The sequence below is a fragment of the Enterobacter sp. MF024 genome (assembly GCF_005843915.1).
In the GTDB taxonomy this organism is placed as follows: Bacteria; Pseudomonadota; Gammaproteobacteria; order Enterobacterales; family Enterobacteriaceae; genus Enterobacter; species Enterobacter barmai.
The window spans coordinates 363316-388114 of record NZ_VCBB01000005.1; the positions used below are offsets into that span (position 1 = coordinate 363316).

The window sequence follows — 24799 nt, forward strand, 5'->3', positions numbered from 1 at the left end:
CGGACAGCACAGGCGGTTAACTGCGAGTCAGTACACGGCGCGCTTCGTTATAGCGCTTCTTCCAGTATGGCTCGTTCATACTGGAGATCGTCACACCGCTGCTGGTGGACGCGTGGACAAACTGGTCGTTACCGATATAGATGCCGACATGACGGCCGGTTGAACCCGCACGGAACAGAACTAAATCGCCGGTGCGTAAGCTGCTACGCGAAATCGACTTGCCCATTTCCTGTTGTTCATAAGTTGAACGCGGAAGTTCTAAACCAAACTGCTCGCGGAACGTACGCTGTACGAAACCGGAACAATCGATGCCTTTACGTGTTTCGCCGCCAAGGCGATAGCGCACGCCTTTCCAGCTGGCATACTGGTCCATTAATCGGGATTTGATATCCAGATTGCTGACCATCTTTTCAAATTCATCCTGAGAGGCTTGCAGTGAAGAGGCGTCTTCTGACCCCACAACACGCGTCTCAGGATGCATATTCTTTGCGGTGTTCGATGCGCTACAAGCTGAAAGCAGAACCGCGACTGCAATCGCCGGGATTACCCGTGAGAAGTATCTCAAGATCGGTTGAGATTTGACCATGTTGTTTATATTCCCTTGAAGTCCTTAACGACAAATATCGTTATAAAAAATGCCAAGCGAGACGAGACTAAATACCTGCGCACTATCAGACAATTCTTTATGGTCAAATCTGTGGCGAATCGCACAAATTTATTTACAACGATAATAATTGTAGCGCTGAGGTAAAACGAGTCTGAGATTACCTGATTGAGCCAGGCATTGCGAGCAAAAATACGCAGTTTTTTATAAGTAAATGTGATAGCAAAAGTCAGTTGACGGGATAGCGAAAAAACAGGCGAATTTAGGTTAAGGAATGCTCAACGTGTTAATTTCTAACGTGATTAATGTGACAGGAAGATGACGGCGGCCGTTATGTCAGGGGAGAAACTAATCAGGGATCGATAACGATCCCTGTTAGTTATAGTTAATTTCTGTTAGTAACTTGTTTTGGAATTGTTGTATTTGCCAGGCAAATAGCGATCAAACAAGGCTATTAATCGATCGCTCAACGGCGTCATAAGGCACCATGGAAGGCCAATCAAAGCCACCGAAAGCGACCCGACGGCAATATCAGTGAACCAGTGCGCGCCGATCATTACTCGCGGGAAAGCGAAAACCACAAAAATAATCAGGGCTAATGCGAAAGTCTTATGACCGAAATAACGCCACATAAAAGCGGTGAAAATAAGCAGCATCATTCCGTGATCGCCCGGGAAACTGTCTTTCGATGCGTCTTTTGTTGAAATATGCAGCAATTCGCTGACGCGGTAGATATCCGGGAAAAATAGTGTCGGACTTGAGCGTTTCACCGGAATAAAGGCCTGCGCAAGCTGGTTCAGAACCACCGCGGTCAGCAGCATCACCAGGCCAATCATCAGAATACGCCGACGCCCGACAGGGCTCTCGTTACGCCAGAAGGCGAACATCAACGCGCCCATCGCCAGCAGCGAGCAGCCGTCAAAGGCACGGTTGTTGGTGATAGCCACCAGCCACAGGAAAGCGCGGCTTTCAACCAGCTTGTGGTTGAAGAAGTGGAAAATCCCGCTGTCCAGCGGGAACCAGAAACCGTGGTTGGCCGGCAGATACCAGGATAAAAAGAGCGCCACACCGGCAAAATTGAGCAACAAAATGGGTATTAGTCGGGTTTTCATCATCACGCCGTTAACAGTTAAAACAGGGCAACGTTAGTTGCCCGAACTTAAACGAAGCTTCAACAAGCTGGACTGTAAGGCGTTCCAGTCGGTGTTAACCGCACTAATTAACTCTATTCGGCTATCCGGCGGCGCCACGCCCTGCGTTTCGATGAAGAAATCTGCCCCCTGACGATTGATTCGCACCAGCCCGTCGGGCGTACGCATCACCCCCTTCACCCGTTCAACCGGGGCAAGGCGCGCCCACTCCAGTAAACCGATGGTGTCGAAGCAGGTATCGGCATCGAATACCCAGCCGCAGGCCTGGTGTCCCTGGCCGCTGTTCAGGCTGCGACGCCAGCGCTGGTGTGCGGGCAGGCTCAGCGCCGCCAGGCCCTGCTTTTCGCCGTGGCTGTGGGCATGGGCTGCGCTGGTGGGCAGTTCAGCAACATTGCGCCGCGGCAGGTCAAGCAGGGCGTTATCCACGTTCCCCTGAGTAGCGTGCGCCAGCTGACGTTCTCCGCCGAAGTGCTGCCACCAGATCTCCAGCGCGGCGCGGCTCTCTGGCGTGGCGCGATCTTCTTTATTGGCAATGATGATGTCGGCGGCGGCCAGCTGATCGCGGAAGTTTTCGTTGTGGACAAATTTTTCGTCCAGCAGCTGACGGGGATCGAGCAGGCACAGGGTGGCACGCAAATCGATCCACGGCTCATAGACCGGCGCGGTCAGCAGGTCGAGGATCTGCTTAGGATGGCCAAGCCCGGTGGGTTCAATCAGCAGCCGGTCTGGCTTGCCCTGGCGCAGCAGGGTATTGAGCCCCACCTGCATCGGCAGGCCGTTCACGCAGCACATGCATCCACCCGGGATCTCCTTTACCAGCGCCCCGTTGTCGGCCAGCAGCGCGCCATCAATGCCTATTTCGCCAAATTCATTGACCAGCACCGCCCATTTTTCGTCGGGATCTTTATTGGCCAGCAGGTGCAGTATCGACGTGGTTTTCCCGCTACCGAGAAAGCCAGTAATGAGGTTGGTTTTAGTCACAGGTGCTCCAGGGTGATAAATGTAATGCTATAACAATTATCAGTAATCCTGGCGGAAAAGAACAGAATTGGGAAGGGGAAGGGCGAACGGGGAGTTCCCCGCTCGCCTTAAGCGCAAAAAAGGTTAAACCGCGAGGGTATCGATAATCGCCTGACGTGCGCCCGACTGGCGGATACGCTGCCAGGCCCCGGTAACGGCCTCCACGAACTGCGGATCCTGCGGCAGGTCGTTGCCAAAAATTTCATTCAGAGCCAGCAGGGCAGTGACGCGCTCCTCCTCGCTGCTGGTCTCGACGATGGCGCGAATTTTATCCCTCAGCGGATCGCGCACATCAATGGCATTGCCCGCGTCATCCACGCCGCTGACGTAGCGCATCCAGCCCGCGACGCCGAGCGCCAGCAGTGGCCAGGCGGTGCCGCGCTGAAGATGGTGGCGAATACCCTCCAGCATACGCTGCGGCAGTTTCTGGCTGCCGTCCATCGCAATCTGCCAGGTACGGTGCTGCAGCGCCGGGTTGGCGAAGCGGTCAATCAGGCTGTCGGCATAGGCGATAAGGTCCACACCCGTAATACGCAGGGTCGGTGCCTGTTCGTTAAGCATCAGGCGGCGGGCGGCGTCACGCAGCGCGCTATCGGCCATGCAGTCGTTAATGTGGGCGAAACCGGCCAGATAGCCGAGATACGCCAGGAAAGAGTGACTCCCGTTGAGCATGCGCAGCTTCATCTGCTCCCACGGCAATACGTCCTGCACCATCTGCACGCCGGCCACTTCCCACTCCGGACGCCCGGCGACGAAGTTATCCTCGATAACCCACTGAATAAACGGCTCGCTGCTGATAGCGCACGGATCCTCGACGCCCACTTCGCGGGCGATTTCCGCCAGGGATTCATCGGTGGCGGCAGGCACAATCCTGTCCACCATGGTGCCCGGGAAGCTGACGTTAGCGGCAATCCACTCCGCCAGCTCCGGCGAGCGCTTGTGGGCCATCCCCAGCACCGCGTTTTTTACCACATGGCCGTTATCGGGAATATTATCGCAGGAGAGCACGCTGAACGGCGGCAGGCCGCGCTCGCGACGGCGATGCAGGGCCTCGACCAGGATCCCCGGCGCCGAGTGCGGCGCATCGGGATACTCCAGATCGTGAATGATACGTTCATTACGGGTATCCAGCTTGCCGGTGGCCGGATCGATGCAGTAACCCTTTTCGGTAATGGTCAGGGAGACAATCGCCACCTGTGGCTCGCAAAACTTCTCAATAATGGCTGCCAGCGAATCGAGCTTAGCGTTCAGGCATTCATGCACCGCCCCCACGATAATCGGCTGATTACCGTCGGCACCTTTTTCCAGCACCGTAAACAGATGATCCTGCGCGCGCAGCTGGCTCATCAGCGTATCGCCGCTAAACAGGCTAATCTCACATATCCCCCAGTCGCCGCCTCTGGCGTTAAGCACCCGATCGGTCAGGAGCGCCTGATGGGCGCGATGGAAGGCGCCAAAGCCGAAATGCACGATACGGGAGCGTAACGTCTGGCGATCGTACTGCGGCTGTAACACGTGGGCAGGTAGCGCGGTGGAGGCAATTGTCTTCATGAAATAAACACCTGATTAACCATTAATTAACAAGCCCAGTGTAAAGTTATATGACAACAAATTGAATTGGTGAGCCGTAAATATCCGGGAACTGTGAGATGGATCAATCAATATAGCGAGGCGTATTGACCTGTTGCAGCATGCATGTATGGTAGTCGTCATCACATGTCGAAATATTGGTATAACAACTTTAGAGGGTGAATCAATGGAACAAACCTGGCGTTGGTACGGGCCGAAAGATCCTGTTTCTCTTGATGATGTGCGTCAGGCTGGCGCGACGGGCGTTGTCACGGCGCTGCACCATATTCCTAACGGCCAGGTGTGGCCGGTAGAGGAGATCAAAGCGCGTCAGGCGCTGCTGGCCGAGAAAGGGCTCACCTGGTCAGTCGTCGAGAGCATTCCGGTACATGAAGAGATCAAAACCCACTCCGGCGACTATCAGACCTGGATTGCCAACTACCAGCAGAGCATCCGCAATCTCGCGGCCTGCGGCATTGACACCGTCTGCTACAACTTTATGCCGATCCTCGACTGGACGCGTACCGACCTCGAATATACTTTGCCGGACGGCTCAAAGGCGCTGCGTTTTGACCAGATCGCCTTTGCCGCGTTCGAACTGCATATCCTGAAGCGCGACGGCGCGGCGGCAGATTACACCGCAGAAGAGCAGCAGCAGGCAAAGGCATGGTTCGAGGCGGCAAGCGACGCGGATATCGAAAAATTAACCCGCAACATCATCGCTGGTCTGCCGGGTGCGGAAGAGGGGTATACCCTTGATCAGTTCCGTGCGCGCCTGGCAGAGTATGGCAACATCGACAAAAACCAGCTGCGTGAGAACATGGCCGTCTTCCTGCGCGCGATTGTACCGGTGGCGGAAGAGGCGGGCGTGCGTCTGGCGGTTCACCCGGACGATCCACCGCGTCCTATCCTCGGTCTGCCGCGCATTGTCTCTACCATTGAAGATATGCAGTGGCTGAAAGAGACGGTCGACAGCATCAACAACGGCTTCACCATGTGTACCGGCTCCTACGGCGTGCGCGCCGATAACGATCTGGTGAAAATGATTGAAACCTTCGGCGACCGTATCCACTTTACCCACCTGCGGGCAACCTGCCGGGAAGAGAATCCGAAGACCTTCCACGAAGCGGCGCACCTTAACGGTGACGTGAACATGGTCGCGGTGGTTGATGCGATTCTGGGCGAAGAGAAGCGCCGTAAGCAGGCGGGCGATCTGCGTCCTATCCCGTTCCGCCCGGATCACGGACACCAGATGCTGGACGATCTGCGTAAGAAAACCAACCCAGGCTATTCGGCGATTGGCCGTCTGAAAGGGATGGCGGAAGTGCGCGGCGTGGAGCTGGCGCTGAAGATGACTAAATATCCGGAACTTCTTTAAGCGGTATTGCCGGGTGGCGGCTTCGCCTTACCCGGCCTACAAAAGCACCCATAAAAAAACCGGCTCATTGGCCGGTTTTTCTTAGGCCCGGTAAGCGTAGCGCCACCGGGAAAACAGCCCGCACTATCAGTCAGCACGACCCATATAGCGCTTTTCTTCGATATGGATACGGATTTTCTCGCCAGCGGAGAGGTACTCTGGCACCTGAACGACCAGACCGGTGGTCAGGGTCGCAGGTTTGTTACGCGCGGACGCTGATGCGCCTTTGATGCCCGGTGCGGTTTCCACGATCTCCAGGTCCACGGTCTGCGGCAGCTCCAGCGCCAGCAGGACGCCATCCCAGGTCAGAACCTGCATGTCCGGCATGCCGCCTTCAGGAATAAACAGCAGCTCTTCTTCAATCTGATCTTTGGTGAAGATGTATGGCGTGTAGTCTTCTTTGTCCATAAAGACGTACTCGTTGCCGTCAATGTAGGAGAAGTCGACATAGCGACGGGTCAGGGTAACGGTATCCACGATATCGTCGCCTTTGAAACGCTCTTCAACTTTCAGACCGGTACGCACATCGGCGAAACGCATTTTGTACAGCGTTGCTGCGCCACGGGCGCTGGGTGCCTGAATATCAATGTCTTTCACAATCAGCAGTTTGCCGTTGTAATTCAGCACCATACCTTTCTTAATTTCGTTCGCTCTTGGCATTGCAGTAATCCTGTTAACGGGAAGGTCAAAAATATCGCGTCAAAGTACTCGCGCGCGGCTTTTCAGGCAAGCGGATTTCGCGGCTTTTGCTATCAATACGCAAAAGGTGTTACTGTGCGCGCCACGCCCGTGCTCCAGGGTTTCTTTCAGGTAAAGTGAATATATGGATTGCCGTCCGGACTGTGGAGCATGCTGCACCGCGCCCTCCATCACCAGCCCCATTCCCGGGATGCCCAACGGCAAGCCTGCCAATACCCCTTGCGTGCAGCTGGACGCGCAGCAGCGCTGCAAAATCTTCGGTTCGCCTTTGCGCCCAAAAGTGTGCGCCGGACTCCAGCCCTCGCGGGAGATGTGCCGGGATACGCGCCAGCAGGCCATGACCTGGCTGCTGGAACTCGAGGCGCTCACCGCGCCCTAAATATCCTTAATGCGGCTCAGGCAGATCGTGGTGAGGACGCACATCCCCAGCGCAATCCAGAATACCGCGTGATAACTCCAGATCTCGGCCACGATCCCGGCCACGGAACCGGCAATAATCCAGCCCACGCGGGTGGTATTAGTATATAGCGTGGTAGCAGCACCCGCCTGGCCCGGCATCAGATCCTGGAAATAGAGCATGCCGATCCCGGCGAGAATACCAATATAGATAGCGTTCAGCAGCTGTAAGCTCAGCAGCACAACCGGCGTTTGTGCGGTGAGCATCCCGACGTAAAACAGCAAACCGGCGACGGCGGCAAGGCGCATCAGGAAGCGTTTCCCAAAGCGTCTGGCGTAGTAGCCTGCAATCAGCATCGTTGGGATCTCCAGCCCGGCGGCGGTTCCCATCATCACCCCCGCCAGCTTCTCGGACAAATGCAGCTCATTAATGATAAACAGCGGCATGTTGATGATGTACAGGCTGTTAGTGCCCCACATTAAGGTGCAGATGGTAAACAGCAGCAGGGCGTCGCTACGGTTACGGCGCGGTGATTCCAGCACGCTGCTGGCCAGCTTCGGCTCCTTGCGCATCGTCGGCAGGAAAAACCACACCATCGCGCCACAGACCACAAACGCCACGGCGGCGCTGAGATACATCGTAGGGAAGCCAAACCCCATCGCCAGCGCGTAGGCCAGCGGCGGCCCCACCACCCAGGCCAGGGACACCTGGGCACGCAGGATCGAGCTGAACATCACCGCCTCACGGCCGGTATGGTCGGCATGCTCCCGGGCTAAGGCAAACAGCTGTGGGTTAGCGGTAGAGCCAAAGCTGCTGAGAAACACGCCAACAAACAGCAGCACAAAATAGTTACGGTTCCAGGCGAACAGCAGGCAGGCGAATACCCCCAGCAGACAGCAAAAAACAATCAGGGATTTGCGATCGCCTTTCTTATCTGAACGCCCGGCCAGAAACTGGCTGACCAGGATGCCGATAATGGCGCTGCCGGTGAAGAAGAAACCCACCATGGCAGGACGGGCATGCACCTCGTTGGTGAGAAACAGGCTCAGCGTCGGCGTCTGTAGCGCGCCGGCAATGCCGGTAAGGAAAGCAACAATCAAAAACGCCGATGAGGTCAGATCAAAGGATTTTGGCGAGGCGGCCGCGGGAGTGGTGTGCATGTTTCTGTATCAGTGATATGAAGAGACGCGGATTTTACGCCGCTTGTCACAAAATAAACAGCCGTCCGCGTCAATTACCCCACAAAAAATCAAAATGGCATTTCAGATTGCCGCTGCGCTTGCTGAAGTTGCTGAAGCCGAGCGGCTGGCAGCAGGGGGCTGAAGCAAAAATGTGCTGTAACTCTAAATTCTGCACGCTTAAATGACTCTTTACTTGAAAGCTATCCCATAAAGCGCAAGACTTCTTGAAACGTTTCAGCGCTAATTGGTTTACCTAACCCAAACGGATTGGCGCCTTTTTTCACAGTTAAGCTGAATCGATTCAAATTCAGCAGGAGTGGAGAACCATGTTCCAGTTATCCGTGCAGGACATTCATCCGGGCGAACAGGCCGGTACAAAAGAAGAGGCCATCCGGCAGATCGCTGCCGCGCTGGTGCAGGCGGGCAATGTGGCTGACGGCTACGTTGACGGCATGCTGGCGCGCGAGCTGCAGACCTCAACCTTCCTCGGCAATGGCATCGCCATTCCGCATGGCACCACCGATACCCGCGACCAGGTGCTGAAAACCGGCGTTCAGGTTTATCAGTTCCCGCAGGGCGTGCTCTGGGGCGAAGGCCAGGTGGCCTATGTCGCCATCGGGATTGCCGCCAGCAGCGATGAACACCTCGGCCTGCTGCGTCAGCTGACGCACGTTCTCAGCGATGACAATGTGGCTGAACAGCTGAAATCCGCGACCACCGCAGAGGAGCTGCGCGCGCTGCTGATGGGTGAAAAGCAGAGCGAAGCCCTGAAGCTGGATAACGAGACCCTGACCCTGGACGTAGCCGCGTCCGATCTGGTGACCCTGCAGGCGCTGAACGCCGGTCGTCTGAAAGAAGCCGGTGCGGTGGATACCGCTTTCGTGGCGCACGCCATTAACGACAAGCCGCTGAACCTCGGCCAGGGCATCTGGCTGAACGACTGTGCTGAAGGCAACCTGCGCAGCGCCATCGCGGTCAGCCGTGCGGCCACCGCATTCGATACCGCCGGGGAAACCGCGGCGATGCTGATTACCGTCGCCATGGCGGATGAACAGCCGGTAGAGGTGCTGAAGCGCCTCGGCGACCTGCTGCTGAACAAAAAAGCTGAACAGCTGCTGAAAGCAGACGCTGCAACCCTGCTGGCGCTGCTGACCAGCGATGACGTGAACACCGATGAACAGCTGAGCGCCGAGTTTGTGGTGCGTAACGAGCACGGCCTGCACGCCCGTCCGGGCACCATGCTGGTCAACACCATTAAGCAATTCTCCAGCGACGTTACCGTCACCAACCTCGACGGCAGCGGTAAACCGGCCAACGGTCGCAGCCTGATGAAAGTCGTGGCGCTGGGCGTGAAGAAAGGCCATCGCCTGCGCTTTACCGCACAGGGTGCAGATGCTGAACAGGCGCTGAAAGCGATTGGCGATGCCATCGCGGCTGGTCTGGGGGAGGGCGCATAATGAGCAGACGTGTTGCCACTATTACGCTGAACCCGGCTTACGATCTCGTGGGCTTTTGCCCGGAAATTGAACGCGGCGAAGTTAACCTCGTGCGTACCACTGGCCTGCACGCAGCAGGTAAAGGGATTAACGTTGCGAAAGTGCTGAAGGATCTGGGTATCGACGTCACCGTCGGCGGCTTCCTCGGCAAAGATAACCAGGATGGTTTCCAGCAGCTGTTCAGCGAGCTGGGGATCGCCAACCGTTTTCAGGTGGTGCAGGGCCGTACCCGCATCAACGTGAAAATGACCGAAAAAGATGGCGAAGTCACCGACCTGAACTTCTCCGGTTTTGAAGTCACCCAGGCCGACTGGGAGCGTTTTGTGAATGACTCCCTGACCTGGCTCGGCCAGTTCGACATGGTCTGCGTCAGCGGCAGTCTGCCGTCCGGCGTCAGCCCGGAAGCCTTTACCGACTGGATGACGCGCCTGCGCAGCCAGTGCCCGTGCATCATCTTTGACAGCAGCCGCGATGCGCTGGTGGCCGGTCTGAAAGCCGCGCCGTGGCTGGTGAAACCAAATCGTCGCGAACTTGAGATCTGGGCTGGCCGTAAGCTGCCAGAATTAAAGGACGTGATTGAGGCCGCCCACGCGCTGCGTGAGCAGGGCATCGCGCACGTGGTGATTTCCTTAGGTGCCGAAGGGGCGCTGTGGGTTAACGCCTCTGGCGAATGGATCGCAAAACCGCCGTCAATGGAAGTGGTCAGCACCGTCGGTGCCGGCGATTCGATGGTTGGCGGGCTGATCTACGGCCTGCTGATGCGTGAATCCAGCGAGCATACTTTACGTCTTGCCACCGCCGTTGCTGCCCTGGCCGTCAGCCAGAGCAATGTCGGCATTACCGATCGTACCCAGTTGGCCGCGATGATGGCGCGCGTTGACTTGAAACCCTTTAACTGACAGCAGGAGAGGCATAATGAAAACGCTGCTGATTATTGACTCTGCACTCGGACAGGCTCGCGCTTACATGGCGAAGACCCTGCTGGGTTCGGCGGGACATAAAGCACACCTTGATTTCATCGACAACCCGGGCGATGCCGAACTGGTTATCGTGCTGGGCGACAAAATTCCGGCCGACAGCTCGCTGAACGGCAAAAAAGTGTGGCTGGGCGACATCAATCGCGCCGTGGCTCACCCGGAACTGTTCCTGAGCGAAGCGAAAGGCCACGCAGCGCTCTATACCGCGCCTGTCGCAGCGGCTGAACCTGTTGCTGCCAGCGGGCCGAAGCGCGTTGTGGCGGTCACTGCCTGTCCGACCGGCGTGGCGCACACCTTTATGGCGGCTGAAGCCATTGAAACCGAAGCTAAAAAACGCGGCTGGTGGGTGAAAGTTGAAACCCGCGGTTCCGTAGGCGCAGGCAACGCCATCACCCCGGAAGAGGTGGCGGCTGCGGATCTGGTTATCGTGGCGGCAGATATCGAAGTGGATCTGGCGAAGTTTGCCGGTAAGCCGATGTACCGCACCTCAACCGGTCTGGCGCTGAAGAAAACCGCGCAGGAGCTGGATAAAGCCCAGGCTGAAGCCAAACTCTTCCAGCCTACAGGCAACACCGCGGCTGCGGCTTCCGAAGGCAAGAAAGAGTCTGCCGGAGCCTATCGTCACCTGCTGACGGGCGTTTCTTACATGCTGCCGATGGTGGTAGCGGGCGGTCTGTGTATCGCGCTCTCCTTCGCGTTCGGTATCGAGGCCTTTAAAGAGCCGGGTACCCTGGCGGCGGCGCTGATGCAGATTGGCGGCGGCTCGGCGTTCGCGCTGATGGTGCCGGTACTGGCGGGTTACATTGCGTTCTCCATCGCTGACCGTCCGGGTCTGACCCCGGGTCTTATCGGCGGTATGCTCGCCGTGAGCACCGGCTCTGGCTTTATCGGCGGGATCATCGCGGGCTTCCTCGCAGGCTACGTGGCGAAACTTATCAGCTCGAAGCTGAAACTGCCGCAGAGCATGGAAGCGCTGAAACCGATCCTGATTATTCCGCTGTTCTCCAGCCTGGTGGTTGGTCTGGCGATGATCTACCTGATCGGCAAACCGGTTGCAGGCATTCTCGAAGGCCTGACCCACTGGCTGCAGACCATGGGCACTGCCAACGCGGTCCTGCTGGGAACTATTCTCGGTGCCATGATGTGTACCGATATGGGTGGCCCGGTTAACAAAGCGGCATACGCCTTTGGTGTCGGCTTGCTGAGTACCCAGACGTATGCCCCAATGGCGGCGATTATGGCGGCGGGCATGGTGCCACCGCTGGCGCTGGGCCTGGCGACTATCGTTGCCCGTCGTAAGTTCGACAAGGCGCAGCAGGAAGGCGGTAAAGCGGCGCTGGTTCTCGGCCTGTGCTTTATCACCGAAGGGGCGATTCCGTTCGCTGCCCGCGATCCGATGCGTGTTCTGCCGTGCTGTATCGTCGGCGGTGCCGTGACCGGTGCCATCTCTATGGCGGTTGGCGCGAAGCTGATGGCGCCGCACGGCGGTCTGTTTGTTCTGCTGATCCCTGGCGCAATCACGCCGGTGCTGGGTTACCTGTTTGCGATTATCGCCGGTACCCTGGTGGCAGGTCTCTCTTACGCGGTGCTGAAGCGCCCGGAAGCTGAGGTGGTTGCCGCAAAAGCAGCATAATTTAACGTTCTCCAGAAAGGGCAGAGGCAACTCTGCCCTTTTTTTTGCCTTTAATCGTGCAGCGGTTCGCAGTTTTTTGTAGAGCGAAAAAGTGTATCTACAAAAAACTGTGATTCTGTTCATATACATTTCACGATCTCATTTTGGATCTATTTACTTTCCCCTTCTTACGCATACTATGAACATGTGTTCACATACAAACACATGCTCTAATAGTCTTTAAAGTAACTCCCTCGCTTAATTATCATTGCGATGGCCTGCGTGCCAGAGGATGTTCTATGCGTGAAAAGGATTATATTGTTGTTATTGGTTCTGCAAATATGGATGTTGCGGGGTATTCACATGCCTCGCTGAATTATGCGGACTCTAACCCAGGTAAAATAAAATTCACCCCCGGCGGCGTAGGCCGGAATATTGCGCAAAACCTTGCGTTGCTGGGGAAAGATGTCTGGCTGTTTTCCGCTGTCGGCGATGATTTTTACGGTCAGTCGCTGCTGTCACAAACCCAGGCCGCTGGCGTACAGGTAGAAAAATGCCAGGTCATCGCGGGTGAGGGCACTTCCAGCTATTTATCGTTACTCGATAACACCGGCGAAATGCTGGTGGCCATTAATGACATGGCCATTTCTGACTACATTAACCCGGAATATCTGGCCCACCATCTGGCCTTTCTGCGTGCAGCAAAAGCGGTGGTGGTGGACTGCAATCTCAGTGAATCTGCGCTGGGCTGGATCTTTGAAAACGCAGGCCAGGCGCCGGTATTCGTTGACCCGGTCTCCGCCTGGAAGTGCCATAAAGTGCGCGACTGGCTGGGCCATATCCACACCCTGAAACCCAACCGCATTGAAGCCGAAACCCTGAGCGGCATCCCTCTGAGCTGCGCCGCCGATGCGCCAAAAGTCGCGGCCTGGTTCCACGAGCATGGCCTGTTCCGGCTGGTGTTAAGCATGGGTGGCGACGGCGTTTATTACAGTGAGAAAGGGGGAGAAAGCGGCTGGTCAGCACCCTTCAAAACCCGGCTGGTGAACGTGACCGGCGCGGGCGACGCCATGATGGCGGGGCTGGCATTCTGCTGGCTGGAAGGCGCCACCTTCGCCCATTCCGTTCGTTTTGCCCAGGGCTGCTCTTCGCTGGCGCTGGCGTCGATTTATACCAATAACCCCGATTTATCGTCTGAAAATGTTAACGCATTAATGGAGAGAGAACATGTCTGAATTAAACTTATCTGCTGAGTTCCTGCAAATTTCTCCTGAAGTCCAGGACGCCTTAAATAATAACAAACCGGTCGTGGCGCTTGAATCCACCATTATTTCTCACGGCATGCCTTTCCCACAAAATGCCCAGACGGCACTGGAAGTTGAAGACGCGATCCGCCAGCAGGGCGTTATTCCGGCCACTATCGCTATTATTCACGGCGTAATGAAAGTGGGGCTAAGTAAAGAAGAGATTGAATTATTAGGCCGCGAAGGTCACGCCGTAACGAAAGTCAGCCGCCGGGATCTGCCTTTTGTCGTGGCAGCCGGAATAAACGGTGCCACGACGGTGGCCTCAACCATGATTATTGCCGCGATGGCCGGGATTCAGGTCTTCGCCACTGGCGGCATTGGCGGCGTGCATCGTGGGGCGGAACACACTTTTGATATTTCCGCCGATTTGCAGGAGCTGGCGAAAACCAACGTTGCCGTGGTGTGCGCCGGGGCAAAGTCTATTCTCGATCTCGGATTAACCACCGAATATCTCGAAACCAATGGCGTGCCGTTAATCGGCTATCAGACCCAGTCCCTGCCTGCCTTCTTCTGTCGCACCAGCCCGTTTGAGGTCAGCATTCGTCTCGACAGCGCCGAGGCCATCGCCCGCGCAATGGCGGTGAAATGGCAGACCGGCCTCAACGGCGGCCTGGTGGTGGCGAACCCCATCCCGGAACAGTTTGCCATGCCGGAAGAGACCATCAATGCCGCTATCGACCAGGCGGTGAAGGAAGCGGAAGAGCAGGGCGTTACCGGCAAAGCCAGCACCCCGTTCCTGCTGGCCCGGGTGGCGGAATTAACCGGCGGCGACAGCCTGAAATCCAATATTCAGCTGGTCTTTAACAACGCCCGCCTGGCCTGCGATATCGCTAAGTCGTACCAGCGCCTCGCGTAACCTTTCACAGGCAGTTTGCCGTCGCCTGTCTTCGCAGTGGAATCACGGATACCCGGCCTGTCGCCGGGTTTTCAGGTAAGGAAATCATTATGGACGTAATGAGAAGTCTGCTGGGTATGGCGGTACTGTTAGCAATAGCTTTCCTCCTTTCAGTCAACAAACGCCGGATCAGCCTGCGCACCGTCGGCGCCGCATTCGTATTGCAGGTGGCGATTGGCGGCATCATGCTCTATTTCCCACCCGGCAAATGGCTGGTGGAACAGGCCGCCATCGGGGTCAGTAAGGTCATGTCCTACAGCGATGCCGGGAGCGCCTTTATCTTTGGCGCGCTGGTCGGGCCGAAGATGGATACCCTGTTTGACGGGGCCGGGTTCGTGTTTGCGTTCCGCGTTCTGCCCGCCATTATCTTTGTCACCGCGCTGATCAGCCTGCTTTACTACATTGGCGTGATGGGGTTGCTGATCCGTATTCTGGGCGGCATTTTCCAGAAAGCGCTGCACATCAGTAAAATTGAATCCTTCGTGGCGGTGACCACTATCTTCCTCGGGCAAAACGAGATCCCGGCGATAGTCAAACCCTTCATCGATAAGCTGAACCGCAACGAGCTGTTTACCGCCATCTGCAGCGGGATGGCGTCGATTGCCGGGTCAATGCTGATTGGCTATGCGGGGATGGGGGTGCCGATTGACTATCTGCTCGCCGCCTCGTTGATGGCGATCCCCGGGGGCATCTTGTTTGCCCGTCTGCTGAGCCCGGCCACGGAGGCGTCACAGGTCACCTTTGAAAACCTGTCGTTCAGCGATACGCCGCCGAAAAGCATTATCGAAGCCGCGGCGACCGGGGCGATGACCGGGTTAAAAATTGCCGCCGGGGTGGCGACGGTGGTGATGGCGTTTGTGGCGATCATCGCCCTGCTGAACGGCATGCTGGGCGGCATCGGCGGCTGGTTTGGCATTGAAAGCCTGAGCCTGGAAGGGCTGTTTGGCTACGCCCTGGCGCCGCTGGCGTGGATCATGGGGGTGGAGTGGCAGGATGCTACCCTGGCAGGCAGCCTGATTGGCCAGAAGCTGGCGATTAACGAGTTCGTCGCCTATCTCAACTTCTCGCCCTATCTGCAAACCGCCGGTCAGCTGGACGTGAAAACCATCGCCATCATCTCTTTTGCGCTGTGCGGATTTGCTAACTTCGGCTCGATTGGCGTGGTGGTGGGGGCATTTTCTGCGGTTTCGCCTCAGCGCGCATCTGAGATTGCCCAGCTTGGCGTCCGGGCGCTGGTGGCAGCAACCCTCTCTAACCTGATGAGCGCCACCATCGCGGGCTTCTTTATTGGTTTAGCGGGCTAGGCGCAGGCCGGGTAGGGGATCTACCCGGCCTGTTTACGGCTGGCTGTCCAGCAGCGACAGGGTGTTATCCACCGACAGCGTCGGGTTGTTGATGCTTTCGCTGGCCCGGGAGAGCGCCGCGCAGGCAACGGCAAACCGGGCGCTGTCCGCAAAATCGCTCCCGTCGAGGAAGCCATAGATCAGTCCCGCCATAAAGGCGTCATCAGCACCAAAGCGGTCGACTACCGGGTGGGCTGGCGGCGTCAGCAGGAACGGCTCCGCGCCTTGCTCGCTGCACAGCACCGAATCATCTTCCAGACACACCACAATCCGCTGCACCCCTTTCTCATGCAGGGCAGTGAGCGCGGCCTGACGATCGTCGCACTCCGCCAGAATCTGCAGCTCCTTCAGCGTCGGCTTCAGGGTATGGATACGTGACAGCCAGGGTTTAACTCTCTCGGCTTTAAATTCCGACACCGTATCAACAAACACCGGCACATCCCCGGCGAGAGTAAAGACCCACTCCAGCGATTCCGTGGTGAGGTTGCAGTCCGCCAGCACCACACCCGCATGGGCCAGCAGCTCGCGGGACTGGTTCAGCAGCTGCGGCGTCAGCCCCTGCAGGATATGGGTATCGTTGATCGCTAAAACGGTGTCGTCCTGCGGATTCGCAATCGACAGATAGGTCGCCGTACTTTGTCCATGCAGGCGGATGGTGCTCTGGACGTTAACGCCCGCCTGACGGGTCTGCTCCAGCAGAGTTTCGCCATAAAAATCGCTGCCGACGGCAGAGATCAGGTGCACCTCACGCCCGAGCAGCGCCAGATTATGGGCAATGTTACGCGCCACGCCGCCCGCCGCACACTGAATGGCCCCCGGATGGGAAGAGGGTTCCGGGAAGCGAATGTCCGCCACGCCGCGAATATCCATATTGATGGCACCCAGCGCCACGCAGTAATCCTGTTCGGTCAGGATATAGCCTTTGCCCTTGATCGCCCCTTTACGCATTAAATCCATAATGTGCGCGGCGACGCGGGAGCGGCTGATATCGAGGATCTGGGCGATCTCATGCTGTTGAATAAGAGGGTTACGCCGCAGGATCTTCAGGATCTGCTTTTCCCTTTCGTTCATCATTATGCGGTGGCCTCGGCATGCTGTTGCGCTTTCAGCCAGGCGATCTCTTCGGCCCAGATATCCGGGTTGATCGTTTCCAGCACCATCGGGATACCGTCGAATCGCGGGTCCTGCATGATAAAGCGGAACGCGTCATGGCCGATGTTACCTTCGCCCAGGCTGTGGTGACGGTCAACGCGGCTGCCGAAGGCGCTTTTCGCGTCGTTAAGGTGCATACCGCGCAGGTACTTAAAGCCGACGATGCGTTCAAATTCGGCGAAGGTTTTTGCACACTCTTCCGTGCTGCGCAGGTCGTACCCGGCGGCAAAGGCGTGACAGGTATCAATGCAGACGCCGACGCGGGTTTTATCTTCCACGCCGTCGATGATGGCCGCCAGATGTTCAAAGCGGAACCCGAGGTTGCTGCCCTGGCCCGCCGTGTTTTCGATCACCGCCGTGACCCCTTCGGTCTGCGCCAGGACGATATTAATTGACTCGGCGATGCGCGCCAGGCATGCATCTTCATCAATTTGTGACAGATGGCTGCCGGGGTGGAAGTTCAGCAGCGTCAGGCCGAGCTGCTCGCAGCGCTGCATCTCATCCAGGAAAGCGTCGCGGGATTTGTCCAGCGCTTCCTGAACCGGATGGCCGAGATTAATCAGGTAGCTGTCGTGAGGCAGGATCTGACCGGGAGTGAAGTGGTATTTTTCGCAGGCCGCTTTGAACTCATCAATCACCTGGGCGGTTAACGGCGCGGCGCGCCACTGGCGCTGATTTTTGGTGAACAGGGCGAAAGCGGTCGCCTCGATTTCGGCGGCGCGAATGGCGGCATTTGCCAGACCGCCGGCAGCGCTGACGTGCGCTCCAACATATTTCATAAAGGGACTCCTGTTAACCCGCAAACGCTTATGATAGCGGGTTAACAGGATAAGGCTACAGCGGTTTATGCCATCAGGCTGTGAACCACCAGGTTAATGGCGCCCCCGCCGACAATCAGCCAGACGAAGAGCAGCAGCGCCATCAGCAGCGGTTTCGCCCCGGCCTTTTTCAGGGCGCTGACGTGGGTGGTTAAGCCCAGTGCGGCCATCGCCATCGCCAGCAGCACCGTATCCAGCGTTACCAGCATATCCACGACGGCTTTTGGCAGCAGATGGAACGAGTTGAAGATGGCTACCACGATAAACAGGATCGCAAACCACGGAATGGTGATTTTGCTCTTCTCCCCGTTCCCCGCCGGTGCAAGCTGTTTTACCCGTGCCGCGAGGATCAGCAGGAACGGCGCCAGCATCATCACCCGCAGCATTTTAGCGATCACCGCCGCGTTCTCCGCATCCGGGCTGATAGCGTGACCGGCCGCTACCACCTGGGCCACTTCGTGCATCGTCGAGCCGATATAAATGCCGTAGGTTTCCGGGCTGAACCAGTGCGCCACCAGCGGATACATGGCCGGATAAAGGAAGATCGCCAGGGTACCGAAGATCACCACCGTCGCCACGGCAACCGTCACCTTGCTGGACTCGGCCTTCACCACCGGCTCCGTCGCCAGTACCGCCGCCGCGCCGCAAATGCTGCTGCCCGCGCCAATCAGCCAACTGGTCTGTTTGTCGAGGCCGAACACCTTCTGGCCGATAAAGCAGGCCAACAGGAAAGTGCTGGTCAGGGTTAATACGTCAATGGCGATCCCGCTGACCCCGACGTCGGCAATCTGCGCGAAGGTGAGGCGAAAGCCGTACAGGATGATCCCGAGGCGCAGCAGATGCTGTTTGGCGAAGATCACCCCGCCGTCGCAGGGCTTGTAAATCTGCGGGTAGACCGTATTCCCGACCACCATCCCCAGCAGGATAGCCAGGGTCAGGGCGCTGAATCCCGCCCCCGCCACCGCCGGAATACTGCCGCCCCAAAGGGCCACGCCGGTGACCAGCGCGCTGAGGGCAAGGCCCGGGATGTAGTGCCACACTGTACGATGATGCTGTAGGGTGAGTGTTGTCATAACCTTCTCCTTTTCTCTGGCTAAAAGGTTACGGCGCTCTGGCTTAAAAATAAAATTGATTATATATTTATAATTAATCTTTATAAGTGGTAAGCAAGGTGCTTACCCTGGTGGATGATTACTATGCACATTACGTTACGCCAGCTTGAAGTTTTCGCCGAAGTGCTGAAAAGCGGGTCGACGACCCAGGCTTCCCAGATGCTGGCGCTCTCCCAGTCTGCGGTCAGCGCCGCGCTGACCGATCTCGAAGGCCAGCTGGGGGTTCAGCTTTTTGACAGGGTAGGGAAGCGGCTGGTGGTGAACGAGCACGGGCGGCTGCTCTACCCGCGCGCGCTGGCGCTGCTGGAGCAGACCGTCGAAATCGAACAGCTTTTTCGCGAGGATAACGGCGCCATTCGCGTCTACGCCAGCAGCACCATCGGCAACTATATCCTGCCTGAGGTGATTGCCCGCTACCGCCGGGATTTCCCGGGTCTGCCGCTGGAGATGAGCGTCGGCAACAGCCAGGATGTGATCAACGCGGTGATCGATTTTCGGGTGGATATCGGCCTTATCGAAGGGCCGTGCCACAACGCCGACATCATTGCGGAGCCCTGGCTGGAGGATGAGCTGGTGGTCTTTGCCTCGCCCGCTTCTTCTTTATTACAGCAGGAGGTGACGCTGGAGCGACTGGCGCAGGCGCCGTGGATTTTACGCGAGCAGGGCTCGGGCACGCGCGAGATCGTCGATTATCTGCTGCTTTCGCATCTGCCGCAGTTTCATATGGGCATGGAGCTGGGTAACTCTGAGGCCATCAAACACGCGGTGCGTCACGGCCTCGGCATCAGCTGCCTGTCGCGCCGGGTGATTGCCGAACAGCTGGAGAGCGGTACGCTGGTGGAGATCCCCCTTCCCCTGCCGAACAAGCTGGTGCGCACCCTGTGGCGCATCCACCACCGCCAGAAACACCTCTCTAACTCCCTGCAACGTTTCCTGCGTTACTGCGAAATGTAAGCCGGCCCGGCGGTTTTTGCCCGCCGGGATCTATTCCTCGCACCAATACTATTCTCTGCTTTACTTATAATCCTGGACCGGTCATGAAGCTCTCTTATAACAGGGCATTTGTGCCGGAAGAGCTGGCGATCGTCTGCTACAATCGCGCCTCATTTTTTGAATGGACAGCATTTTCACATGGTTTCCGAAACTAAAACCACAGAAGCGCCCGCGCTACGTCGCGAACTCAAGGCGCGTCACCTGACGATGATCGCCATTGGCGGCTCCATCGGTACAGGCCTCTTTGTCGCCTCTGGTGCGACCATTTCTGCAGCGGGTCCTGGCGGCGCGCTCTTTTCCTATATTCTGATCGGTTTGATGGTTTACTTCCTGATGACCAGCCTGGGCGAACTGGCGGCGTACATGCCGGTATCCGGTTCTTTCTCTACCTACGGCCAGAAATATGTAGAAGAAGGCTTCGGCTTCGCGCTGGGCTGGAACTACTGGTACAACTGGGCGGTCACCATCGCCGTGGACCTTGTCGCCGCACAGCTGGTGATGACCTGGTGGTTCCCGGATACGCCGGGCTGGATCTGGAGCGCGGTCTTCCTCGCGGTGATCTTCCTGCTGAACTACATCTCCGTGCGTGGCTTCGGTGAAGCGGAATACTGGTTCTCGCTGATCAAAGTGGCGACGGTAATCATCTTTATCATCGTGGGCATCGCGATGATCGTTGGCATCTTCAAAGGCACCGAACCGGCAGGCTGGAGCAACTGGACCATTGGCGATGCGCCGTTTGCCGGGGGCTTCTCGGCGATGATCGGCGTGGCAATGATTGTCGGCTTCTCTTTCCAGGGCACCGAGCTTATCGGTATTGCCGCAGGCGAATCCGAAAATCCGGAGAAGAATATCCCGCGCGCGGTGCGGCAGGTGTTCTGGCGTATCCTGCTGTTCTATGTATTTGCGATCCTGATTATCAGCCTGATCATTCCGTATACCGATCCGAGCCTGCTGCGTAACGATGTGAAAGACATCAGCGTCAGCCCGTTCACGCTGGTCTTCCAGCATGCCGGTCTGCTCTCTGCGGCGGCGGTGATGAATGCGGTGATCCTGACGGCGGTACTGTCGGCGGGTAACTCCGGGATGTATGCCTCTACCCGTATGCTCTACTCCCTGGCCTGTGACGGCAAAGCGCCGCGTATCTTCTCTAAGCTGTCCCGTGGCGGCGTGCCGCGTAACGCGCTCTATGCCACCACCGTAATTGCCTGCCTGTGCTTCCTGACCTCGATGTTCGGCAACCAGACGGTCTACCTGTGGCTACTGAACACCTCCGGGATGACGGGCTTCATCGCCTGGCTGGGTATTGCCATCAGCCATTACCGTTTCCGTCGCGGCTATGTGAAGCAGGGTTACGATATTAACAACCTGCCGTACCGCTCCGGGTTCTTCCCGCTGGGGCCGATCTTCGCCTTTGTGCTGTGTCTGATCATCACTCTGGGTCAGAACTACGAAGCCTTCCTGGCCGACACCATCGACTGGGGCGGCGTGGCTGCCACCTATATCGGCATCCCGCTGTTCCTGATTATCTGGTTTGGTTACAAGCTGGCGAAAGGGACGAAGTTCGTAAGCTATAAGGATATGGATTTCCCGAATAGATTCAAAAAATAATCGCAACGCCTCTCTTTAACCCGCTCAGTCGAGCGGGTTTTTTTATGTCGTTTTTTGTTCAGCCCGTTCTCCACATTATGCAGTCTTGACATAACTTTTAACAATTGAATTGATAATAGTTATCGTTTGCTTTATCATTAGCATATTAATAAAAATATGCAATGTGAGCAGTACATATTTGATTTTGCTGTGTTTACCTCATGGAGATATGGAATGTTTAGGTTGAATCCCTTCGTTCGGGGAGGGCTGTGCGCGTCTGCTCTTTCCCTGGCGCTGCCGGTTGTTGCGGCGGAATCTGGCGACACTATGGTCGTGACCGCCTCGGCCAACGAGCAAAACCTGAAGGATGCCCCCGCCAGTATCAGCGTCATCACCCAGCAGGATCTGCAGCGTAAGCCAGTGCAGAACCTGAAAGATGTGTTACAGGACGTGCCGGGCGTGCAGTTAACTAACGAAGGGGACAACCGTAAGGGCGTCAGTATTCGCGGGCTGGACAGCAGTTACACGCTGATCCTCGTTGACGGTAAACGCGTCAACTCGCGCAACGCCGTTTTCCGCCATAACGATTTCGACCTTAACTGGGTTCCGGTCGATGCCATCGAACGCATCGAAGTGGTGCGCGGGCCAATGTCCTCCCTGTACGGCTCCGATGCCCTGGGCGGCGTGGTTAACATCATCACCAAAAAGATCGGCCAGAAATGGACCGGCACCCTCACCGCCGATACCACCATTCAGGAACATCGCGATCGCGGTGATACCTACGGCGGCCAGTTCTATACCAGCGGCCCGCTGGTGGATGGCGTCCTCGGCCTGAAAGCTTTCGGCAGCGTATCCCAGCGTGATAAAGACGATCCGCAGAGCTCCTCCACCAGCGCCACCGGCGAAACCCCACGTATCGAAGGCTTTACCAGCCGCGATGCCAACGTCGAGTTTGCCTGGACCCCGAACGAAAACCACGATTTCACCGCCGGGTATGGTTTCGACCGTCAGGATCGTGATTCCGACTCGCTGGACAAAAACCGCCTGGAGCGCCAGAACTACTCCCTGAGCCATAATGGCCGCTGGGGCGTGGGCAACAGCGAACTGAAATTCTACGGCGAGAAAGTGGATAACAAGAACCCGGGCAACGCTAACCCGATTACGTCCGAAAGCAACTCCATTGACGGCAAATATGTCCTGCCGCTGGGCGAGATCAACCAGCTCCTGACCTTCGGTGGCGAATGGCGTCACGACAAGCTGAAGGATCCGGTAAACCTGACCGGCGGCTCCAGCAGCAATACCTCGGCCAGCCAGTATGCGCTGTTCCTGGAAGACGAATGGCGGATCTTCGAGCCGCTGGCGTTGACCACCGGCGTGCGTATGGATGACCACGAAACCTACGGCGACCACTGGAGCCCGCGTGCCTATCTGGTCTATAACGCTACCGATACCGTAACGGTGAAGGGCGGCTGGGCAACGGCATTTAAAGCGCCATCCCTGCTGCAATTGAGTCCGGACTGGACCACCGGCTCCTGCCGTGGTGCCTGTGAAATCGTCGGTAGCCCGGATCTGAAACCGGAAACCAGCGAAAGCTACGAGCTGGGTCTCTACTACAGCGGCGAAGAAGGATGGTTAGAAGGCGTTCAGGCCAGCATCACCACCTTCCAGAACGACGTGGATGACCGTATCAGCATCAGCCGTACCGCCAACGTCAACCAGGCCCAGGGCTACCCTAACTATGTCGGGCTGAATGCCGACGGTGAGCCGATTTTCCGCTATTACAACGTCAACAAAGCGCGCATCCGCGGCGTGGAGACGGAAGTGAAATTCCCGATTGCCGAAGACTGGCGCATGACGCTGAATTACACCTATAACGACGGGCGTGATATCAGCAATGGCGAGAACAAGCCGCTCTCCGAGCTGCCGTTCCATACCGCGAACGGAACCCTTGACTGGCAGGCAACGCAGGCATGGTCCTTCTACGTGCAGGGCAATTATAAAGGTGAGAAGCGCGCGCTTACGGCTGGCGAGCCAACGCCGGGCGGCTACGTGGTGTGGAACACCGGTGGCGCATGGCAGGCAACCAAAAACGTTAAGCTGCGTGCGGGCGTCATGAACCTGCTGGATAAAGATCTCAGCCGCGACGACTACAGCTACACCGAAGAAGGACGCCGTTACTTTATGGCGGTGGATTACCAGTTCTGATGATGGAAACGCCGGGCGGCGCTGCGCTTGCCCGGCCTACGGGCTGGTGCGGTCTGCTTGCCGGGGGCGCTGCGCTTGCCCGGCCTACGGTTTGGTGCGGTCTGCTTGCCGGGGGCGCTGCGCTTGCCCGGTCTACGGGCTGGTGCGGTCTGTGTGCCGGGGGCGCTGCGCTTGCCCGGCCTACGGGTTGGTGCGGTCTGCTTGCCGGGGGCGCTGCGCTTGCCCGGCCTACGGTTTGGTGCGGTCTTTTGTAGGCCCGGTAAGCGTAGCGCCACCGGGCAGGAGGCGGGCACTTACTTCAACAACTGCTGCGCATGGAAGCGCAGATGATCTTCAATAAAGGACGCAATGAAATAATAGCTGTGATCGTACCCCGGCTGGATGCGAAGCGTCAGCGGCCAGTCCTTCTGGCGCGCGGCTTCTGCCAGCACTGCCGGTTGTAACTGGGTCGCGAGGAACTGATCGGCATCACCCTGATCGATAAGCGTCGGGATCGCCTGTTCCGGCTGGCTTGCCAGCATCAATGCGCAGCTGTCCCACGCCTGCCAGGTCGCCGAATCTTCACCCAGATAAGCCGTGAACGCTTTCTGTCCCCAGGGCACCTGGGTTGGGTTGACGATCGGCGCAAAGGCCGACACGCTGACATATTTGCCCGGGTTTTTGAGCGCCATCACCAGCGCACCGTGACCGCCCATCGAATGACCGCTGATCGCACTGCGATCCGATACCGCAAACTCCGCCTGGATCAGCGCTGGCAGCTCGTCGCGCAGGTAATCGTACATGCGGTAATGCTGCGCCCACGGCGCCTGGGTGGCGTTCAGGTAGAAACCGGCACCTTTACCGAGGTCGTATCCGGCATCGTCCGCCACGTCGTCACCGCGCGGGCTGGTGTCCGGCATCACCAGGGCGATCCCCAGTTCCGCCGCCACGCGCTGGGCACCCGCTTTGGTGGTGAAATTTTCGTCATTGCAGGTCAGGCCGGAGAGCCAGTACAGCACCGGTGGTTTTGCGTTGCCGCTCACCGGAGGAAGAAAAATGCTGAACGTCATCGCGCAGTTCAGCACCCTGGAGTCATGACGCCAGCGCTGCTGTCGGCCTTCAAAACAGTGGTGCTCTTCGAGCAGTTCCATGCAGGGCTCCTTAAGGAAGGTGATATTGGGTATGAAAGCCATAATACAGATAATTCAGTTACGTGTGAGTAACTTTCACTTCCGCATTGACGTCATATCCTGCATCATGAATTTACGAAACTTTAACAACTGGA

22 protein-coding genes are annotated in these 24799 nt (G+C 57.4%); 11 read left to right on the top strand and 11 right to left on the bottom strand.

Features of this window, described 5'->3' with window-relative positions:
- Nucleotides 1-16: 16 nt before the first annotated feature.
- From mepS to FFB58_RS11150, 4 genes are all read right to left on the bottom strand, one after another.
- Complete coding sequence (mepS, locus tag FFB58_RS11135) at nt 17-586, bottom strand: bifunctional murein DD-endopeptidase/murein LD-carboxypeptidase (RefSeq protein ID WP_039031038.1); 570 nt, start codon at nt 584-586, stop codon at nt 17-19.
- Nucleotides 587-999: 413 nt separating this feature from the next.
- Nucleotides 1000-1716, bottom strand: coding sequence for a phosphatase PAP2 family protein (locus FFB58_RS11140; protein WP_138369899.1), 717 nt, complete (start codon nt 1714-1716; stop codon nt 1000-1002).
- Nucleotides 1717-1749: 33 nt separating this feature from the next.
- A complete protein-coding gene (locus FFB58_RS11145) occupies nt 1750-2736 on the bottom strand; it encodes a GTP-binding protein (RefSeq protein WP_138369900.1) in 987 nt (328 codons plus the stop codon).
- 123 nt (nt 2737-2859) lie between these two features.
- Nucleotides 2860-4326, bottom strand: coding sequence for a fructuronate reductase (locus tag FFB58_RS11150; protein WP_138369901.1), 1467 nt, complete (start codon nt 4324-4326; stop codon nt 2860-2862).
- Between the two features lie 205 nt (nt 4327-4531).
- On the opposite strand from FFB58_RS11150, the gene uxuA reads away from it, so the two are divergent.
- A complete protein-coding gene (gene uxuA, locus FFB58_RS11155) occupies nt 4532-5722 on the top strand; it encodes a mannonate dehydratase (RefSeq protein WP_138369902.1) in 1191 nt (396 codons plus the stop codon).
- A 126-nt stretch (nt 5723-5848) separates the two neighbouring features.
- Here the strand turns inward: uxuA and yeiP are convergent, their stop codons facing one another.
- Nucleotides 5849-6421, bottom strand: coding sequence for an elongation factor P-like protein YeiP (gene yeiP / locus FFB58_RS11160; RefSeq protein WP_008500940.1), 573 nt, complete (start codon nt 6419-6421; stop codon nt 5849-5851).
- 163 nt (nt 6422-6584) lie between these two features.
- On the opposite strand from yeiP, the gene FFB58_RS11165 reads away from it, so the two are divergent.
- The gene (locus tag FFB58_RS11165) at nt 6585-6839 is read left to right on the top strand and encodes a YkgJ family cysteine cluster protein (protein ID WP_138369903.1); all 255 of its coding nucleotides are present in this window, start codon (nt 6585-6587) and stop codon (nt 6837-6839) included.
- On the opposite strand, the gene setB is transcribed toward FFB58_RS11165, so the two are convergent.
- On the bottom strand, nt 6836-8017 hold the full coding sequence (gene setB / locus FFB58_RS11170; RefSeq protein ID WP_138369904.1) for a sugar efflux transporter SetB: 1182 nt from the start codon (nt 8015-8017) through the stop codon (nt 6836-6838). The two genes, FFB58_RS11165 and setB, sit on opposite strands and share 4 nt — an antisense overlap.
- 347 nt (nt 8018-8364) lie before the next feature.
- Between setB and fruB the strand changes: the two genes are divergently transcribed.
- The 6 genes from fruB to FFB58_RS11200 all read left to right on the top strand — a co-directional run bounded on the left by fruB (nt 8365) and on the right by FFB58_RS11200 (nt 15629).
- Nucleotides 8365-9495, top strand: coding sequence for a fused PTS fructose transporter subunit IIA/HPr protein (gene fruB / locus FFB58_RS11175; RefSeq protein WP_138369905.1), 1131 nt, complete (start codon nt 8365-8367; stop codon nt 9493-9495).
- Nucleotides 9495-10433: a 1-phosphofructokinase gene (gene fruK / locus FFB58_RS11180; RefSeq protein WP_039031046.1), complete on the top strand. Its 939-nt coding sequence runs from the start codon at nt 9495-9497 to the stop codon at nt 10431-10433. The genes fruB and fruK overlap by 1 nt, the downstream gene beginning before the upstream one ends.
- A gap of 16 nt (nt 10434-10449) precedes the next feature.
- Nucleotides 10450-12144, top strand: a complete 1695-nt coding sequence (fruA, locus tag FFB58_RS11185; protein ID WP_138369906.1) for a PTS fructose transporter subunit IIBC — start codon at nt 10450-10452, stop codon at nt 12142-12144.
- A 278-nt stretch (nt 12145-12422) separates the two neighbouring features.
- Complete coding sequence (locus FFB58_RS11190) at nt 12423-13358, top strand: pseudouridine kinase (RefSeq protein ID WP_138369907.1); 936 nt, start codon at nt 12423-12425, stop codon at nt 13356-13358.
- On the top strand, nt 13351-14286 hold the full coding sequence (locus tag FFB58_RS11195) for a pseudouridine-5'-phosphate glycosidase (RefSeq protein ID WP_138369908.1): 936 nt from the start codon (nt 13351-13353) through the stop codon (nt 14284-14286). Before FFB58_RS11190 ends, FFB58_RS11195 begins: the two co-directional genes overlap by 8 nt.
- Nucleotides 14287-14375: 89 nt before the next feature.
- The gene (locus FFB58_RS11200; protein WP_138369909.1) at nt 14376-15629 is read left to right on the top strand and encodes a NupC/NupG family nucleoside CNT transporter; all 1254 of its coding nucleotides are present in this window, start codon (nt 14376-14378) and stop codon (nt 15627-15629) included.
- Between the two features lie 33 nt (nt 15630-15662).
- Here FFB58_RS11200 and FFB58_RS11205 read toward each other — a convergent pair whose 3' ends face one another.
- The 3 genes from FFB58_RS11205 to FFB58_RS11215 form a co-directional block, all read right to left on the bottom strand.
- Nucleotides 15663-16739 (bottom strand): sugar kinase, encoded by a 1077-nt coding sequence (locus FFB58_RS11205; protein ID WP_138370004.1) that lies wholly within the window; start codon nt 16737-16739, stop codon nt 15663-15665.
- A 2-nt stretch (nt 16740-16741) separates the two neighbouring features.
- Entirely contained in the window at nt 16742-17599 is an 858-nt protein-coding gene (gene nfo, locus FFB58_RS11210; protein WP_138369910.1) for a deoxyribonuclease IV, read from the bottom strand.
- 65 nt (nt 17600-17664) lie between these two features.
- Nucleotides 17665-18711 carry a YeiH family protein gene (locus FFB58_RS11215; protein WP_039031052.1) on the bottom strand — a complete coding sequence of 349 codons (1047 nt, stop codon included), beginning with the start codon at nt 18709-18711 and terminating at the stop codon, nt 17665-17667.
- 123 nt (nt 18712-18834) lie between these two features.
- On the opposite strand from FFB58_RS11215, the gene yieE reads away from it, so the two are divergent.
- The 3 genes from yieE to cirA all read left to right on the top strand — a co-directional run bounded on the left by yieE (nt 18835) and on the right by cirA (nt 23535).
- Complete coding sequence (gene yieE / locus FFB58_RS11220) at nt 18835-19704, top strand: DNA-binding transcriptional regulator YeiE (RefSeq protein ID WP_138369911.1); 870 nt, start codon at nt 18835-18837, stop codon at nt 19702-19704.
- Nucleotides 19705-19881: 177 nt separating this feature from the next.
- Nucleotides 19882-21351 (top strand): amino acid permease, encoded by a 1470-nt coding sequence (locus FFB58_RS11225; RefSeq protein WP_138369912.1) that lies wholly within the window; start codon nt 19882-19884, stop codon nt 21349-21351.
- A 213-nt stretch (nt 21352-21564) separates the two neighbouring features.
- Nucleotides 21565-23535, top strand: a complete 1971-nt coding sequence (gene cirA / locus FFB58_RS11230; RefSeq protein ID WP_138369913.1) for a catecholate siderophore receptor CirA — start codon at nt 21565-21567, stop codon at nt 23533-23535.
- On the opposite strand, the gene FFB58_RS22880 is transcribed toward cirA, so the two are convergent.
- Together FFB58_RS22880 and fghA are read right to left on the bottom strand one after the other, a co-directional pair.
- Complete coding sequence (locus FFB58_RS22880; protein WP_171029956.1) at nt 23523-23828, bottom strand: hypothetical protein; 306 nt, start codon at nt 23826-23828, stop codon at nt 23523-23525. The genes cirA and FFB58_RS22880 overlap by 13 nt on opposite strands.
- Nucleotides 23829-24665, bottom strand: coding sequence for an S-formylglutathione hydrolase (gene fghA / locus FFB58_RS11240; RefSeq protein ID WP_039031056.1), 837 nt, complete (start codon nt 24663-24665; stop codon nt 23829-23831).
- Nucleotides 24666-24799: the final 134 nt, after the last annotated feature.

Excerpts from the sequence above, each read along its gene's own strand:
- cirA (WP_138369913.1), top strand. The coding sequence starts at position 21,565 with ATGTTTAGGTTGAATCCCTTCGTTCGGGGAGGGCTGTGCGCGTCTGCT.
- fruK (WP_039031046.1), top strand. The coding sequence starts at position 9,495 with ATGAGCAGACGTGTTGCCACTATTACGCTGAACCCGGCTTACGATCTC.
- FFB58_RS11140 (WP_138369899.1), bottom strand. The coding sequence starts at position 1,716 with ATGAAAACCCGACTAATACCCATTTTGTTGCTCAATTTTGCCGGTGTG.
- uxuA (WP_138369902.1), top strand. The coding sequence starts at position 4,532 with ATGGAACAAACCTGGCGTTGGTACGGGCCGAAAGATCCTGTTTCTCTT.
- setB (WP_138369904.1), bottom strand. The coding sequence starts at position 8,017 with ATGCACACCACTCCCGCGGCCGCCTCGCCAAAATCCTTTGATCTGACC.
- FFB58_RS11190 (WP_138369907.1), top strand. The coding sequence starts at position 12,423 with ATGCGTGAAAAGGATTATATTGTTGTTATTGGTTCTGCAAATATGGAT.
- FFB58_RS11225 (WP_138369912.1), top strand. The coding sequence starts at position 19,882 with ATGGTTTCCGAAACTAAAACCACAGAAGCGCCCGCGCTACGTCGCGAA.
- fruA (WP_138369906.1), top strand. The coding sequence starts at position 10,450 with ATGAAAACGCTGCTGATTATTGACTCTGCACTCGGACAGGCTCGCGCT.
- yeiP (WP_008500940.1), bottom strand. The coding sequence starts at position 6,421 with ATGCCAAGAGCGAACGAAATTAAGAAAGGTATGGTGCTGAATTACAAC.
- mepS (WP_039031038.1), bottom strand. The coding sequence starts at position 586 with ATGGTCAAATCTCAACCGATCTTGAGATACTTCTCACGGGTAATCCCG.
- FFB58_RS11165 (WP_138369903.1), top strand. The coding sequence starts at position 6,585 with ATGGATTGCCGTCCGGACTGTGGAGCATGCTGCACCGCGCCCTCCATC.
- fghA (WP_039031056.1), bottom strand. The coding sequence starts at position 24,665 with ATGGAACTGCTCGAAGAGCACCACTGTTTTGAAGGCCGACAGCAGCGC.
- FFB58_RS11215 (WP_039031052.1), bottom strand. The coding sequence starts at position 18,711 with ATGACAACACTCACCCTACAGCATCATCGTACAGTGTGGCACTACATC.
- FFB58_RS11195 (WP_138369908.1), top strand. The coding sequence starts at position 13,351 with ATGTCTGAATTAAACTTATCTGCTGAGTTCCTGCAAATTTCTCCTGAA.
- FFB58_RS11205 (WP_138370004.1), bottom strand. The coding sequence starts at position 16,739 with ATGAACGAAAGGGAAAAGCAGATCCTGAAGATCCTGCGGCGTAACCCT.
- FFB58_RS11150 (WP_138369901.1), bottom strand. The coding sequence starts at position 4,326 with ATGAAGACAATTGCCTCCACCGCGCTACCTGCCCACGTGTTACAGCCG.
- FFB58_RS11200 (WP_138369909.1), top strand. The coding sequence starts at position 14,376 with ATGGACGTAATGAGAAGTCTGCTGGGTATGGCGGTACTGTTAGCAATA.
- nfo (WP_138369910.1), bottom strand. The coding sequence starts at position 17,599 with ATGAAATATGTTGGAGCGCACGTCAGCGCTGCCGGCGGTCTGGCAAAT.
- yieE (WP_138369911.1), top strand. The coding sequence starts at position 18,835 with ATGCACATTACGTTACGCCAGCTTGAAGTTTTCGCCGAAGTGCTGAAA.
- fruB (WP_138369905.1), top strand. The coding sequence starts at position 8,365 with ATGTTCCAGTTATCCGTGCAGGACATTCATCCGGGCGAACAGGCCGGT.